We start from the raw sequence: 14,070 nt of genomic DNA on the forward strand, positions 1-14,070 counted from the left end.
GGGGAATGACGCCTCAGCGTCCGATCAAGCGCGCGCTGGAGCAGCGGCCTGCGGACGTCGAGCGCTGGTTGGCGGTGGAGTACCCGCAGATCCAGGCCCGTGCGAAGGCAGAAAACGCTGAGATCTACTGGGCCGACGAGACTGCGGTGAAGCAAGATACCGCGTGGGTTCGCGGCTACCCGCCAGCCGGCAAGACCCCGGTTCTGCCGCACACAGCCCGCTGGTCGCACGTGACCATGATCTCGGCGGTGACCAACCAGGGATTGGTGCGCTTTGCCTTCTACCCCGGCGCGATCAACACCGACCGTTTCATCGACTTCATGGATCGACTGATCCAGGAAGCCGAAGGTCGCAAGGTCTTCCTGATTCTCGACAACCTGCGCGTGCATCACGCTCGACAGGTCAAGGAATGGCTTGCCGAGCGCAGCGAATGCATAGAGGCGTTCTATTTGCCGTCGTACACGCCCGAAGCCAATTCCGACGAATATCTGAACCGGGATTTGAAGGCGGTGCTGCGAAGCCAAGAACTCAAACGCACCACACACGACCTCTGGAGCGCCGCACGCGCTTTCATGGAAGTTCTGCAGCGCACCCCTGAGCGCGTTCGTGCCTCCTTCACCCATCCGTGGGCTCGCCATGCTCGCTGACTGACATAATTGGTTGCCGGGTTAATGAATGCTTTTGGGCCAGAAATCGTCTCGGGGAAACGAGTGTGTCGCAAGCTGGCGATGCAGCGCGCAGCAGGTCAACGGCCTTATTCTGACTCCTGGTCAGGGCTCAACTCGACCAGCGCGCTCGCCGATCGCAGGTCTGCGCTAATGCTCCGGTAGCCTGGCACTTCCAGTTCGAGGCTGGACTCAGTAACGCCGTTGAGGTGGATCTGGCCTTGGGGGTCGGTATCAATGGCGGAGGCGGGCAGGCCGCGGACGGGGCCGCGCAGGGAGACTGGGGCGCGCGCCAGGGGGACTCCGGCGCTGAAGACGGTGATGGTGACCGGGCGGCCGGGATCGGGGATCAGGCTGACTGGGTAGCGACCGCTGGCAGACTGAGTCTGGCTAGGCGTGGAATAGAGCAGAGACCACGGTGCTTGCAGGGCCACCAGTCGGTAGCGGCCCGGCTCCTGCAGGGATGCGGCTATGCCGTCGGCGATCGGGATGAAACGGTCAGCGGCAACGTCTGTCCATGCCCCGGACTGTTCGCGCTGGAGCACGAAGATGGGAAATGGATGGTTGCGCTGGGGGATCTTGGGAATTGCCAGTGTGCCGGTGCGGACCATCAGCCATTGCAGGGGTCGCAGTTCGATCGTCTTGTGGATCTGCCGGGACCTGAGGTTTGCGGGGGGCTCGGCGTCGGGTCTGAACTCGATGGATCTTTGATCGGGCCATCTGGGCAGCTCGTCGCTGGTCACTGGCATTTGCAGGTTGAATCGCTGAATCTTCTGGCGGTCGACGCCCTTGAAGCTCACGCTGCCGCGGGCATTGGTGGTGCGGGTCTGGTCGATCTTGCCGCCAAACCAGGTGACTTCGATATCGGGTATGGGTTGGCCCGAGCCTTCGACCACGAAATCCAGCTGCAGCTGCACCGACACGGCTTGCGCGACGGTCTGCTTGACGGGGTCGAAGCGCAATTCGGTGATGGTCCCGGCGCGAAGATCCGCGGGCAAGCGCTCGGCCTCGATGCCGTCGATCTCGAGAATGACGTCCAGTGGGCCTGGCGGCAGTGGCGCAAGGACGGCGCCGGGCACCACAGCTACCGAGCTATCGTCATAGGCGCCCAACAGCTGCGGCGCCTCACGCGCCATCAGCGATTGCCATTCGGCGCTGGCATCAAGGTCTGCCGTGCGGCGCAGCAGCACTCGGACGTCGGCATCGGGCGCGGGTTGGTGGACAATGCGCAAGCCCGCAGCCACGGTGGGAGTCACATTGACGGGATAGGCGTCGGCGCTGAAGGTGGCCAGATAAAAGTGCAGGGGGCTGGCTGATCGAGCCTGCAGCTCGTAACGATCAGCAGCTGGGATGGTGATTGGACCCACACGCACACTGCCGTCTGCGAGCCGCTCGGCCGGCAAGTCCAGCCAGCGTACGACGGTCGCGAGTTCGGCATAACTGGCTGGGCCCGCGCCTTCGGAACCGCCGTCCTTCCACGCTTGCCAGGTGCGGGCTTCGTCCGCTGAAACGTAGGCCAGACCCAGGCGCACCGAGTCGCTGCTGGCACCGATTGAGCCATCGGGCAACAGCAGGGTCTCAAAGCGAATCAGTTCCCGGGCCGGATTCGAGTCCACCGAGGAGGCGGTGTAGGGACCGAGCACGGCGTCGGCGGTGTGGATGGGCGTTGGCTGGTCTGCAGTGGCGACTGTGGTGACGGGCGTTGCAGGCGATGGGTCGCTCTCGTCTTGCAGATGCCAGACCATCAGGCTGACGAGCGCGATGGCGAGGGTGATCCAGAGTGCCTGGCGCATCAGGCGGAGGCACCGACCTGACGGACTCGGTATTCGCCAACTGCCGCGAGTGTCAGATTGCCGGTGTCTGAATTCATCGATCCTGCCGGGAAGCCGCTGCGCGGCACTCTCGGCCTGCTTTGATAATGGAAACCATGCGGAGCGGCGCACACGACCTTCCGGCCTTGCACCGCGGCTGCGTGCGGCAACCGCGGTGCACGGCGCTCGCTAGTCGGTATCGGCTGACGAATACAGCGACAGGAAGATCGGCGCGTGATCGGAAACATTGCGGAAGGCGCACATGTCGGCGATGTAATCGCGACCTGCACTCGAGAACTCGGTGACGTAGCTGCTCTGGAACCAGAAGTGGTCATAGGCGCTGGCGAAGGCGCAGCTGGTGTTGATCGAGGTCAGATCGTTGACCTTGTTGCTCACCGCCGGTGACTGGCCGATCAACGTGCTCCACCACGGAGAAGTGGCATCGCGGTTGTGATCGCCGAGCAGTATGACATCCTGATCGCTGCTGCTGCTCGACTGGATGGAACTGAAGACGGATGCGATCTGCTGAATCTCGGCCTGCCGTTCGGCGGTGGTGCCGAACACCGTGTGCCAATTGATGAAGGTGTAGTCGGCGCCGGTCTGGATATGTCGCAACTTGACGATCTGGGGCTCGCGTTCGAACTTGTCGCCGGTGTCGGTCCAGACCGAATGCGACAGGATCTGGACGCGATCGGTGCGGAAGAACACCGCGTAGCGCTCCTTGTAGCTGCTTCGGCCGATGGCAGCGGTCACGCGGTAATCCCAGGTGTAGCCGGTGACGCTGTTCAGGGCAGCAGCCAGACTGGCGGCTGCGGTGTCATACATCACTTCCTGGGCAAAGATCAGGTCGACACCATTGGATGCCGATGCGGTGGTGCCGAATTTGGTCCACGCCTGCGTGGCGTAGTCATTCCAGTCGGTTTGCCCGCTGTAACCGGCATGCAGCAGATTCCAGGAAACCACTCTCAGATAGGCGGCGGCAGACACCGTGCCCGACAACACCAGCAAACACGCCCCCAGCGTGATCCAGCGCAAGCTCTTCATGTCGTATCCCCATACGGCTCGAAGTGAGCTGGCGAAGCATGCGCTGCAGATGTGTCAGTCAAGTGAAAACATGTGTGCAACGGTGCACTGGTCGGCGATTGGTGTGCCTCGTGACAGGCCTCACGCCCATGGAAGCATGGTTCCGGAGGTTCCGCGGGCACACCGACCTGCTTCTTTTCGTAGGAGCGCCCTTGCGGCGCGACCGGCAGTGCCGAATTCCGACCGTTCTCGGTCGCGACGCGAGGTCGCTCCTACTCTGCATTTTTCGCGGCGCGAGCTCGCTCCTGCGCCGATTGAGCCCTGGCGCAAGCCCTCGCTCACATCACGTGTGGGAGTGCCTCGGCGATACCGGTAAGCAGGGCAATGGCGCTGTGGGTGTTGCTCCACTCGCGCGCCTCCGGCAGATGATGTCTGACTTCCTGGATGAGCGCGGTGGCTCGGGCGCTGGCTTCGTTGGCTTGAGCCGCGCTCAGCAGATGTCCGTTGGCGGCAGTGGCGTCACTGAGCAGCAACAAGGCCGTGCTGCGCATGGATGCACTGCGCCCGGTGGTGGCTTCCATCAGGTGCTCCATGGCTTCGTTGCGGGCGCGGATGGAACGCACCGGGTAACGGCGCTGGCCGAACAGCCAGTAGCTGCGGCGACTGCCTTCGTGCAAGAGTCCGCGAGTGATCAGGCTGTCGAGCAGTTGCAGACGCAGATCGCGCACCTCCCGGCCGATGGTGCGGATGGCATCGGCCGGATTGGCAGCCGGCGCCCGCCGCAAGGCATCGACAGACTGGCTGATCAGCCCATGGTAACTCGGCAACTCGTCGAAGATCTGCACGCCGTCTGGGTTCCAGCCTACCTGCTGGTGTACCGCCAGTTCCGCCAGCAGACAGGCCGCCAGAAAGGCCGGTCGCTGCAGGACTGCCAGACCTGGCAATGGCAGTCCGGAGCTCACATCCAGCGACAGCAGCAGAAAGTCCTCTCCGAGCAGCACAGATGATCCTCGACAGCGGTGTCAGGGCAGGGTGAGTCCTGCTCTCAGCGCTGGGAAGAATGCATCACCAGCCACAGCGTTGTCCTTCATTCTGCTGATCCAGCCAGGCTGACAGGGGTTGGAAATACTCAAGGATCGCGCTGGCATCCATCTGCTCACTACCGCTGAATTCCTTCATGGTCTGCTGCCAGGGCTGGCTGGCGCCGCGTTGCAGCAAGGCCCAGAAGCGTGCACCGGCTTCCTTGTTGTCGAAAATGGAACAATCGTACAGGGGGCCGTTGTCGCCTGCCGCGCGGCAGAGCTCACGCTGTATCTGGAACTGCAGGATATGCGCCAGAAAATAACGGGTGTAGGGCGTGTTGGCGGGTACGTGATATTTGGCGCCGGGATCGAAGCGGGTTTCATCCCTCGGCACCGGCGGCATCACGCCCTGGTAACGTTGCTTGAGCTCCCACCAGCTGCGATTGTAGTTTTCCGGCTTGATCGAGCCGTCGAACACGCCCCAACGCCACTGGTCGATGAGCTTGCCGAAGGGCAAGAAAGCAATCTTCTCCAGCGCCATCTTCATCTGGGCGTTGATGAGGGCTTCATTCGATTGTTTCGGGGCATCGATCAGGCCGATCCTGGCCAGATAGCCGGGCGTCAGCGACAGCACCACGGTATCGCCGATGGCCTCGTGAAAGCCGTCATGGGCGCCGGTCTGGAACAGCGGCGGCAGCTGCTGGTAGGCCAGGTAGTAATAGACATGACCGAGTTCGTGATAGATCGTGCGCAGATTCTCTTCGTCGGCCTCGATGCACATCTTGATTCGGACATCGCCTTTCATGTCGATGTCCCAGGCGCTGGCATGGCACTGCACGTCACGGTCGGCCGGCTTGGTCAGCATCGACTTCTGCCAGAAACTCTGCGGCAGCTCGGGCATGCCCAGCGAGGTGTAGAAACCCTCGGCCTGACGCGTGAGCTTGGCCGCGTCGTACTTCGCCTTCTGCAAGCCGCTGTTGACGTCCAGGCTGGCAACGCCGGGGTAGGGCTCGACCAGCGGATAGATGGCTGACCAGTCCTGTTGCCACATATTGCCGAGCACATGCCCGGGGATCGGGCCGGTCTTGGGCACTTCGGTATCACCGTAATGCTGGTTCAGCCGGGTGCGCACATAGCATTGCAGTGAGGTGTACAGCGGCTGCACCTGGCTCCACAGGCGCTCGGTTTCCAGCGAGAAATCCTCGGCCGACATGTCGTAGCCGCTGCGCCAGAGGTCGCCGGTGTCCTTGTATCCGTATTCCCGGGCGCCGTGATTCATCAGTTCGGCATAGCGCCGATAGTCGTCGCGCATGACCGCCGCGGTGTCGTGCCAATCGATCCAGGCCTGGCGAAGCGCGGCCGGGTCGCGGCTTTCCGCCAGCACCCGCGACAGTTCGATCAGATCGCGGCAGCTCTCCGGCTTGTCCGGATCGGGGCAGGACTTGGCAGAACCGTAGGCGGCCTCAAGGCGGGCGCCGATCGTGGTCAATTCGGCCTGCTCGGCAGCCGACGCCGGCGGCAACACCGTCTGGTTGAGCAAACGATCCAGCGACCGCTGGGTGCTGTTGTCCAGACGGGCATCGGTGTAGCGGCGGGCCTCGTCGAGCACCTTCGCCTGATAGGCCAGATCGCGCTGCTGGGCGCGCGCTGCCAGCAATTGGGTGTCGTCATTGATATAGGTGGCGGCCACCCAGCCGGCCGCACTGGATTCGCGCTGGCGCTCGAAGGCCTCGTCATTGATGCGCTGGACCATGGCTTTGGCCTCGCCGGCCAGCTTTTGCGCATCAGCGTCCGAGGGTGGAGCAGAGTTTGATTGCGCGCAGCCGCAAAGCAGTGCGATGCAGGCCGGAAGTGCCGTCCAGCGCCAATGATTCATGGTGACCTCCAGCGGACATCGATATGCAGCGGACCATGGACTCTAGCGGGGAAGAACGGGAAGGTCACGAAGGAGCAGGTCTCCGCAAGCGCATCAAAGGCCAGCAAACCATGGCCACTCGTGCATCGAATAGTGATACAAATCAGATGTATGGAGCTGATATCTGAAGTGACTTATCAGCTGCGTGTTCGAAGGTGCAACACTTCGGTACCTGCACGGTCATGGGAGTTTCCCGAAACGGGCACCACACTAGTGGCACGCTTGATGGCGCATCGGGTGCCGAATGATGGCGGCGTTCGCTGCCTTGCCTTCAAGCAGCGCTCCCGGGCGGAGACGCGGAAAAGCCCCGCTGAGCCGCTGCGCGGCGCAACGGGCTACGCGCTAAGTGATTACCCCCGCTTGGGACTCACCCACATGCTGATGTCGGCGCTGAACACCGTCTCGTTCTGGCGGTCCTTGATGACCACGCGGGCGATTTTCTCGGCCCCCTCGCTTAGTTCGCCGATATTGTCCAGTTGGGCCTCGGCGCGCATGGGTCCAAGCGCCTTCTTCAGGTAGCGCACGGTCATGCCCTTAGGAATCCAGCGCTGCTCGGCGGTCACCGCCGCGTCGGTGGCCAAACCACCGACGAATTCGGCCAGATTGCACAGGGCAATCGCATGCACGGTGCCGATATGGTTCTGCACGCTTCGACGTTGTTTGATCGAGGCGATCGCGTGTCCCGGTTCCAGCAATTCCAGCAGCGGCGAGATGCTGCTGAAATAGGGGGCCTGGAAGCAGATGGCGCGAGAGCACAGCCAGCGGCCGAAGCCGCTGTTGCCCCAGCGCCGGAACAGTCGCAGCGCCGCACTGCGAGCACCCGGGAGATGTTTGGGATTCTTCGCGGATTCGGCGCTCATCGGTACACCCTCAGGCAGCGCTGCGCAGATTGGCACGGGCACCGGCTTCGGTACGACGGCCGGCAACCAGATCGGCGGTGTCGAAATCATCGACGGCGATGATGTCGGCGGTGGCCGCGCGAGTACGTATCAGCAGATCTCGTTCGACCTCGGTGATGACGTTGTACTGCACGGCCTCGGCGAGTTGCGCCTCGGCATCCGGTGCGGTCAGCGTGCCCGCCTTGGCGGCCTTGGCCAGCTTGCGCTCGATCGGCTCGGCTTCGATGATCGATGCCAGCACGCTGTTCATCTGGCCGGCCGGGTTGTTGGCGGTGGGTGTCAGGTAGCAGAACTCGCCCAGTCGATCGCGGGCCTCGTTCGGGTACATCAGCAGGGTGGCGACGCGACGGCCCAGGCGGTCACCGGGCAAGGCTTCCAGACGCCCGATCGGGAACACCAGGGCCCGCAGCAGCCAGGCCGCCGGGCGCACCGGGAAATTGCGCAGCACGCCGTCCAGTGCCGCCTGGATGCGATGGATGCACTCGTGGAAGGCCCAGGCCAGGAAGGGACGGTCGAGTTCAGGACGGCCCTGATCTTCGAAGCGCTTGAGCATCGACGAAGCGATGTACAGATAGCTCAGCACATCGCCCAGCCGTGCCGAAATGCGCTCCTTCTGCTTGAGCTTGCCGCCGAGCAGCAGCATCGAGGTGTCGGCGACCAGCGCCAGCGCAGCGCTGTAGCGCGACAGCTTGCGGTAGTAGCGCTTGGTGTAGCTATCGCCCGGGGCAGTGCCGATGCGGCTGTGGGTCAAACCGTACAAGAACGCGCGGCAGGCATTGGACACCGCGAAACCGACATGCTTGAACAGCACGTTGTCGAACTCACTGATGCGCCGCTGCGGATCGGCCACGCTGGCCGCCTGCATCAGCTTGAGAACATAGGGATGGCAGCGTACCGCGCCCTGACCGAAGATGATCATGTTGCGGGTCAGGATGTTGGCGCCTTCCACAGTGATGCTGATCGGCGAACCCTGCCACTGACGCCCCAGATAGTTCTTCGGCCCGAGGATGATGGTCTTGCCGCCGTGGACATCCATGGCATCCTGGATGATCGAGCGACCCAGTTCGGTGGCGTGGTACTTGGCGATGGCCGAGGTGACGGCCGGCTTTTCACCCTGATCCACCGCGGCCGCGGTCATGCGGGAGACCGCGCTGACGGCGTAGGTCAGGCCGCCGATCCGCGCCAGCGCCTCTTCGATACCCTCGAAGCGCCCGATCGACATGCCGAACTGCTTGCGGATGCGGGCGTAGGCACCGGTGGCCAGCGCGGCCATGCGCACGCTGCCGGTGGAACCCGAGGGCAGCGAGATGGCGCGGCCCACCGACAGGCACTCGACCAGCATGCGCCAGCCCTGGCCAGCGTACTTGGTGCCGCCGATCAGCTGATCCAGCGGAACGAACATGTCCTTGCCACTCACCGGTCCGTTCTGGAAGGGAATGTTCAGCGGCAGATGGCGACGACCGACTTCCAGCCCCGGAGTGTTGCGCGGAACCAGCGCCAGCGAGATGCCGACGTCTTTCTTGTCACCCAGCAGGCCATCTGGGTCCAGCAGACGGAAGGCGAGGCCGATGACGCTGGCCACCGGCGCCAGAGTGATGTAACGCTTCTCGAAAGTCAGGCTGATGCCGAGCACTTCCTGACCATCGACGGTGCGCTTGCAGACCACGCCGTAGTCCGGAATCGAGGTCGCATCGGATCCGGCCCAGGGGTTGGTCAGGCCGAAGCAGGGAATCTCGCGGCCGTCGGCCAGGCGTGGCAGATAGTGCTTCTTCTGTTCGTCAGTGCCGTAATGCAGCAGCAGTTCAGCCGGGCCGAGTGAGTTCGGCACAGCCACGGTGGAACTGACCGTCGGGCTGATGCTGGAAAGCTTCTGGAGCACCACCGAATGGGCGTGCGCGGAGAAGCCAAGTCCACCGTATTCCTTGGGGATGATCATGCCGAAGAAGCGGTTGCGCTTCAGGAAATCCCACACCTGCGGCGACAGATCGTTGCGTTCGTGCGTGATTTCCCAATCGTTGATCAGTGCGCAGACTTCCTCGACCGGACCGTCCATGAAAGCCTTTTCTTCGCCGCTGAGCTGTGGCGCTGGCGCCTTGAGCAACTTGCTCCAGCGCGGGCGACCGGAGAACAGCTCTCCTTCCCAGCCCACGGTGCCGGCTTCCAGCGCTACCCTTTCGGTGTCGGAGAGCTGCGGCGCAATTCGCTGGTAGACATCCAGCATCGGCTGGCTCAGCAATTGCACTCGCAGCGGGCGGTAGTTCAGCACCACTGCAATGGCAGCGAACACCACCCAGGTCAGCCCCAGGGTCACCCAGGAGGCGCCGCTGTAGAGCGAGGCCAGTGTCAGGGCGGCGGCACTGGCCACGGTCCAGGTCTTGAGACCGGCACGGGTGAAGCCGCAGGCCAGACCGACCGCGATCAACGCGAGTAAGGGTAGGAATCCAGACATCACACTTCTCCTAGGGTGGAAACCTGCCGAGGCAACAGCCCTTGCAGGAAACGGGAAATCTCCCGAGTGAAAACATCATTGCGATCACCGACGACCATGTGCGTGGCATCGTCGATGCACACGTGTTCGGCATGCGGAACCAGTTGCAGGAATTCGCCGATGGTGTGTTTGGAGACCACGTCGCTGCGGCCGCCGCTGAGCAGCAGCACGGGTATCTGCACGCGTCTGGCCGCCGCCTGCAGTCGCGGGATGTAGCGCTCGGCTTCGGCCGCGACACGCTCCAGCAGGCGGGGGTCCCAATGCCAGCGCCAGCGGCCATCCGATTTCTGCCGCAATTGAGTACGCAGGCGCTCCGGATCGCGGCGTTCGCGGTGGGGCAGGTAACGCGCAATCTCTTCGGCGGCATGTTCGAGGCTGTCGAAACCCTCCGGATGCTGGGCCATGAACTTCAAGATCCGCCCAACGCCCTCGGATTCCCAGCGCGGCGTGACATCGACCAGCACTATGGCCTGGAACAGACTCTCCTGGCCTTCACCTTCGACCAGCAGTCCCAGCAAGCCGCCCATCGACGCGCCGATCAGGATCGGCTTTTCTGGCAAGGAGCGGGCAATGGCGGCCAGGTCCTCGGCGAAATGCTCCATTTCATAGTGACCATTCGGCGCCCAGTCGGAGTCGCCATGGCCCCGCCCGTCGATGGCCAGACCAAGCCAGCCTTCCTCGGCCAGTTGCGTGGCCGTGCCACGCCAGGCGTGTCGGTTCTGACCGAATCCATGGGCAAACAGCAAGGGCGGTGCGGACTCCTGGCCGTAGTGCTCGACGGCGAGAAACAGATCTCCTCGACCGGGATGCATCTGCACCGTCGGGGTAAGGGCGGAGCCAGTTTGCGTCATCTTGGTGCACTCCATACGGACGAGTATGTTGACGAGGCAGCCGCCTGTCAATACGCTTGCGTATGGATAGCCTTCACGTCTCTGCTACGTACCCATGACAAACGCACTGGAAAGCGCGTCGGCGGCCCCCGAACGCGCAGAAAAACAACGCCTGACGGCGCAGGACTGGGAGCTGGCCGCCCTGGAACTCATGGCCGAGGAGGGCGTCGCTGCCGTCGCGGTAGAATCGCTCGCGCGTCGTCTGGGCGTGACCAAAGGCAGCTTCTACTGGCATTTCAGCCAGCGTGACGCCCTGATCGAGGCTGCGCTGAAGCGCTGGGAAGAGACTGATACCCACAACGTGATCTCCCGGGTCGAGTCCATCGAGAACCCGGGCAAGCGCCTGCGTGAGCTGTTCCGGCTGACCAGTCGCGAGATGCGATCGCACAAGATCTACGCCGCGCTGCTGCGCGCCTCGGATCATCCGGTGGTGGCGCCGGTCATGGATCGGGTCTCCGAGGAGCGCATGGTCTATCTGGCGCGGGTGTTCCAGCAGGCAGGCATGAACGAGGAATCCTCGATGCATCGGGCTCGGCTGGCTTATTCGGCGTATATCGGTCTGTTGCAGCTGACCTTGCAGTTCCGCAGCACCCGGCTTACTCAGGAGGTCTTCGATGCCTATGTGGGACACATGATCGAGACGCTGATTCCGGCCGAGTAGGCGAGGCAGGGCGAGTCTGGCCGCCACCGGCAGTCTTCCGGAAGGTTCTCATCTCGTGCGAAAAGTCCGGTGGCTCAAGAGGTTGCGGCGTGTGTGCTGAGATTGAAGGAGTGATCGAAGATGCCGAGTCGAACTCTGGTGTATCTCGATGAATTGGTGATGGCCCATGAATGGGTCAGCAGTGATGGCCCCGTTGAGACCGCGGCTTATGTCTCACGGATAGACGGCAGCATCCATTGGCAGGGCGAAGGGGTAGAGGAGGAGTTGCCCGAGGATATCGAGGACGACACACGCTACGTCCAGGTACCGCATCGCCGCGACCTCGATCTGGGCAGCCATCTGGCCTTGCGATTTGCGGCGCAGCAGCTGCCGGATGCCGATTACGAACAGGTCAGGGCAATCTTCGGCCGGCGTGGGGCTTTCGGACGCTTCAAGGCGCTGCTGGACCATCGCGGAAAGTTGCAGCTCTGGTACGACTATCAGGATCAGGCGCTGACGGCAGCCCTCAGGGAATGGTGCGAGGACTCCGGTCTGGAACTTTCGGAAAAGCGACGCGAGCCGTAGCGCAGGCGGTCGGCCTGCGCTACCTTCTTGCTATGCGGTCACCGTTCGGCGCAGCGTGATGCGCCGAAGGTTTCATTGAATTTATTCGCCGCTGCCGCTATGTTGCCGCGCATGCGCTCGGCGCGAATTTATCAAGTCATTGATTTATCAGGAAATCTATGAGCTCTCAGCTTGCAATACTGAACCAGTGGGTTCAGGAAGTAGCCGCATTGACCGAACCGGACCAGATTCGCTGGTGTGACGGTTCCGAGTCCGAAAGGCGCGAACTGGAAGCCTTGATGGTGGAGAACGGCGATCTGCTGCCGCTGAATCCGGACACCCATCCTGACTGTTTCCTGCATCGTTCCGATCCTAGCGATGTTGCCCGCGTCGAGCACCTTACATACGTTTGCACCCGCCACGCCGATGACGCTGGCCCCAACAACAACTGGATGGCGCCGGACGAGGCGCACCAGAAGATGGATGCCCTGTTCAAGGGCTGCATGCGCGGACGCACGCTGTATGTGGTGCCTTACTGCATGGGGCCGATCGACTCTCCGTATTCGCGCTGCGGTGTAGAAATCACCGACAGTCCCTACGTGGTGGCCAACATGCGCATCATGACCCGCATGGGGGCGCCGGCGCTGGCGCGTATCGAGAGAGACGGGCGTTTCGTGCGGGGGCTGCATTCGATCGGCGAACTGGATCCGGCCCGCCGTTTCATCATGCATTTCCCACAGGAACTGATGATCCAGAGCTATGGCTCGGGCTACGGCGGCAATGCACTGCTGGGCAAGAAGTGCCACGCCCTGCGCATTGCCAGTTGGCAGGCGCGTCAGGAAGGGTGGCTGGCCGAGCACATGCTGATCGTGGGCATCGAGAATCCGGCGGGCGAAACCCATTATGTGGCCGCCGCATTTCCTTCGGCCTGCGGCAAGACCAATCTGGCCATGCTGATTCCGCCCGAGACCCACAAGGGCTGGAAGGTCTGGACCGTCGGTGATGACATCTGCTGGCTGCATCCGGGACCGGATGGGCGTCTGTACGCCATCAATCCCGAGTCAGGCTTCTTCGGCGTGGCGCCGGGCACCGGCCGCAAGACCAACCCCAACGCCGTGGCGACACTCAATCACGATGCGATCTTCACCAATGTCGCGGTGACCGAGGACAATCGCCCCTGGTGGGAAGGTCTGTCGGACGAGACCCCGGCCATCGACTGGCAGGGACGCGACTACGATCCGGCCAATGGCCCGGCGGCGCATCCCAACTCCCGCTTCACGGTGTCCATGCGCCAGTGCCCGAGCTTCACCGAACAGGCCGACAATCCGGCCGGCGTGCCGATCTCGGCGATCATCTTCGGTGGCCGGCGCGAGTCGCTGGTGCCGTTGGTCTTCGAGGCCCGCGACTGGCGTCACGGCGTGCTGGTCGGCGCCTCGATGGCCTCAGAGACCACTGCGGCAGCTACCGGTGCAGTGGGCGTGGTGCGTCGCGATTCGATGGCCATGAAACCCTTCTGTGGTTACAACTTCGCCGATTATTTCGGTCATTGGCTGTCCTTCGACGAGCGCCTGCAGAATCTGCCGCGGATCTTCCACGTCAACTGGTTCCGCAAGGGCGCCGACGGCAAGTTCCTGTGGCCGGGCTTTGGCGACAACCTGCGCGTGCTCCAGTGGATACTCGATCGCTGCGCCGGCAAGGCCGAGGCCGAGGAAACTCCCATCGGCTTCCTGCCGCGGCGCGAGGACCTGGACCTGCGGGGACTGGAGAAGCTCAACGGCGCGCTGGATACGCTGCTCACAGTCGACCGGGAAGGCTGGCGCCGCGAACTGGACGAGATCGGCGGTTATCTGGACAGTTTCGGAGACCGTGTGCCTGAGGCGCTGCGGTTCGAACAGCAGCGGGTGCGGGCGAGTCTGGGCTAGCAGGGTGCTGCCTTGGCGGGCGCCGCGCTGCGGCGCCGCCTTGTGCCGGCGTCAGATTGACAACGGCCGCGCAGGCGCGCGGCCCTCCTCAGGGCAGCGCCGCTTCACCGGCGAGCTCCAATGGCCCTGCGGGCGGACGAGTGGGCCGTCGTCCTCTGCGATAGTGCTGCAATCACAGCCTCTGGCATACAAGAACGCTTTTCTTCGCGTCCTTTCTGCTCTTCCTTTGCG

At 63.2% G+C, this 14,070-nt stretch carries 11 protein-coding genes; 4 read left to right on the plus strand and 7 right to left on the minus strand.

Annotated features, from left to right (window positions below; genetic code table 11):
• Positions 1-647: IS630 family transposase (locus H7A19_12820; GenBank protein MCP5475709.1), on the plus strand; the 647-nt coding region annotated here is incomplete at its 5' end.
• Positions 648-754: 107 nt separating this feature from the next.
• Here the strand turns inward: H7A19_12820 and H7A19_12825 are convergent.
• The 7 genes from H7A19_12825 to H7A19_12855 form a co-directional block, all read right to left on the minus strand.
• Positions 755-2,458 (minus strand): hypothetical protein, encoded by a 1,704-nt coding sequence (locus H7A19_12825; GenBank protein MCP5475710.1) that lies wholly within the window; start codon positions 2,456-2,458, stop codon positions 755-757.
• A 207-nt stretch (positions 2,459-2,665) separates the two neighbouring features.
• Positions 2,666-3,520, minus strand: coding sequence for a deoxyribonuclease I (locus tag H7A19_12830; protein MCP5475711.1), 855 nt, complete (start codon positions 3,518-3,520; stop codon positions 2,666-2,668).
• 317 nt (positions 3,521-3,837) lie between these two features.
• The gene (locus H7A19_12835; protein ID MCP5475712.1) at positions 3,838-4,500 is read right to left on the minus strand and encodes a GPP34 family phosphoprotein; all 663 of its coding nucleotides are present in this window, start codon (positions 4,498-4,500) and stop codon (positions 3,838-3,840) included.
• A gap of 64 nt (positions 4,501-4,564) precedes the next feature.
• A complete protein-coding gene (locus H7A19_12840; protein MCP5475713.1) occupies positions 4,565-6,397 on the minus strand; it encodes a M2 family metallopeptidase in 1,833 nt (610 codons plus the stop codon).
• 389 nt (positions 6,398-6,786) lie between these two features.
• Positions 6,787-7,296: a DUF4442 domain-containing protein gene (locus H7A19_12845; protein MCP5475714.1), complete on the minus strand. Its 510-nt coding sequence runs from the start codon at positions 7,294-7,296 to the stop codon at positions 6,787-6,789.
• A 10-nt stretch (positions 7,297-7,306) separates the two neighbouring features.
• Positions 7,307-9,784: an acyl-CoA dehydrogenase gene (locus tag H7A19_12850; protein MCP5475715.1), complete on the minus strand. Its 2,478-nt coding sequence runs from the start codon at positions 9,782-9,784 to the stop codon at positions 7,307-7,309.
• Positions 9,784-10,635 carry an alpha/beta hydrolase gene (locus H7A19_12855; GenBank protein ID MCP5475716.1) on the minus strand — a complete coding sequence of 284 codons (852 nt, stop codon included), beginning with the start codon at positions 10,633-10,635 and terminating at the stop codon, positions 9,784-9,786. The genes H7A19_12850 and H7A19_12855 overlap by 1 nt, the downstream gene beginning before the upstream one ends.
• A 133-nt stretch (positions 10,636-10,768) precedes the next feature.
• On the opposite strand from H7A19_12855, the gene H7A19_12860 reads away from it, so the two are divergent.
• From H7A19_12860 to H7A19_12870, 3 genes are all read left to right on the plus strand, one after another.
• Positions 10,769-11,374, plus strand: coding sequence for a TetR/AcrR family transcriptional regulator (locus tag H7A19_12860; protein MCP5475717.1), 606 nt, complete (start codon positions 10,769-10,771; stop codon positions 11,372-11,374).
• A 120-nt stretch (positions 11,375-11,494) separates the two neighbouring features.
• Positions 11,495-11,938: a hypothetical protein gene (locus H7A19_12865; protein ID MCP5475718.1), complete on the plus strand. Its 444-nt coding sequence runs from the start codon at positions 11,495-11,497 to the stop codon at positions 11,936-11,938.
• A gap of 158 nt (positions 11,939-12,096) precedes the next feature.
• Positions 12,097-13,839: a phosphoenolpyruvate carboxykinase (GTP) gene (locus H7A19_12870; GenBank protein ID MCP5475719.1), complete on the plus strand. Its 1,743-nt coding sequence runs from the start codon at positions 12,097-12,099 to the stop codon at positions 13,837-13,839.
• Positions 13,840-14,070: the final 231 nt, after the last annotated feature.

The organism is Rhodanobacteraceae bacterium (assembly GCA_024234055.1).
Classification (GTDB): domain Bacteria; phylum Pseudomonadota; class Gammaproteobacteria; order Xanthomonadales; family SZUA-5; genus JADKFD01.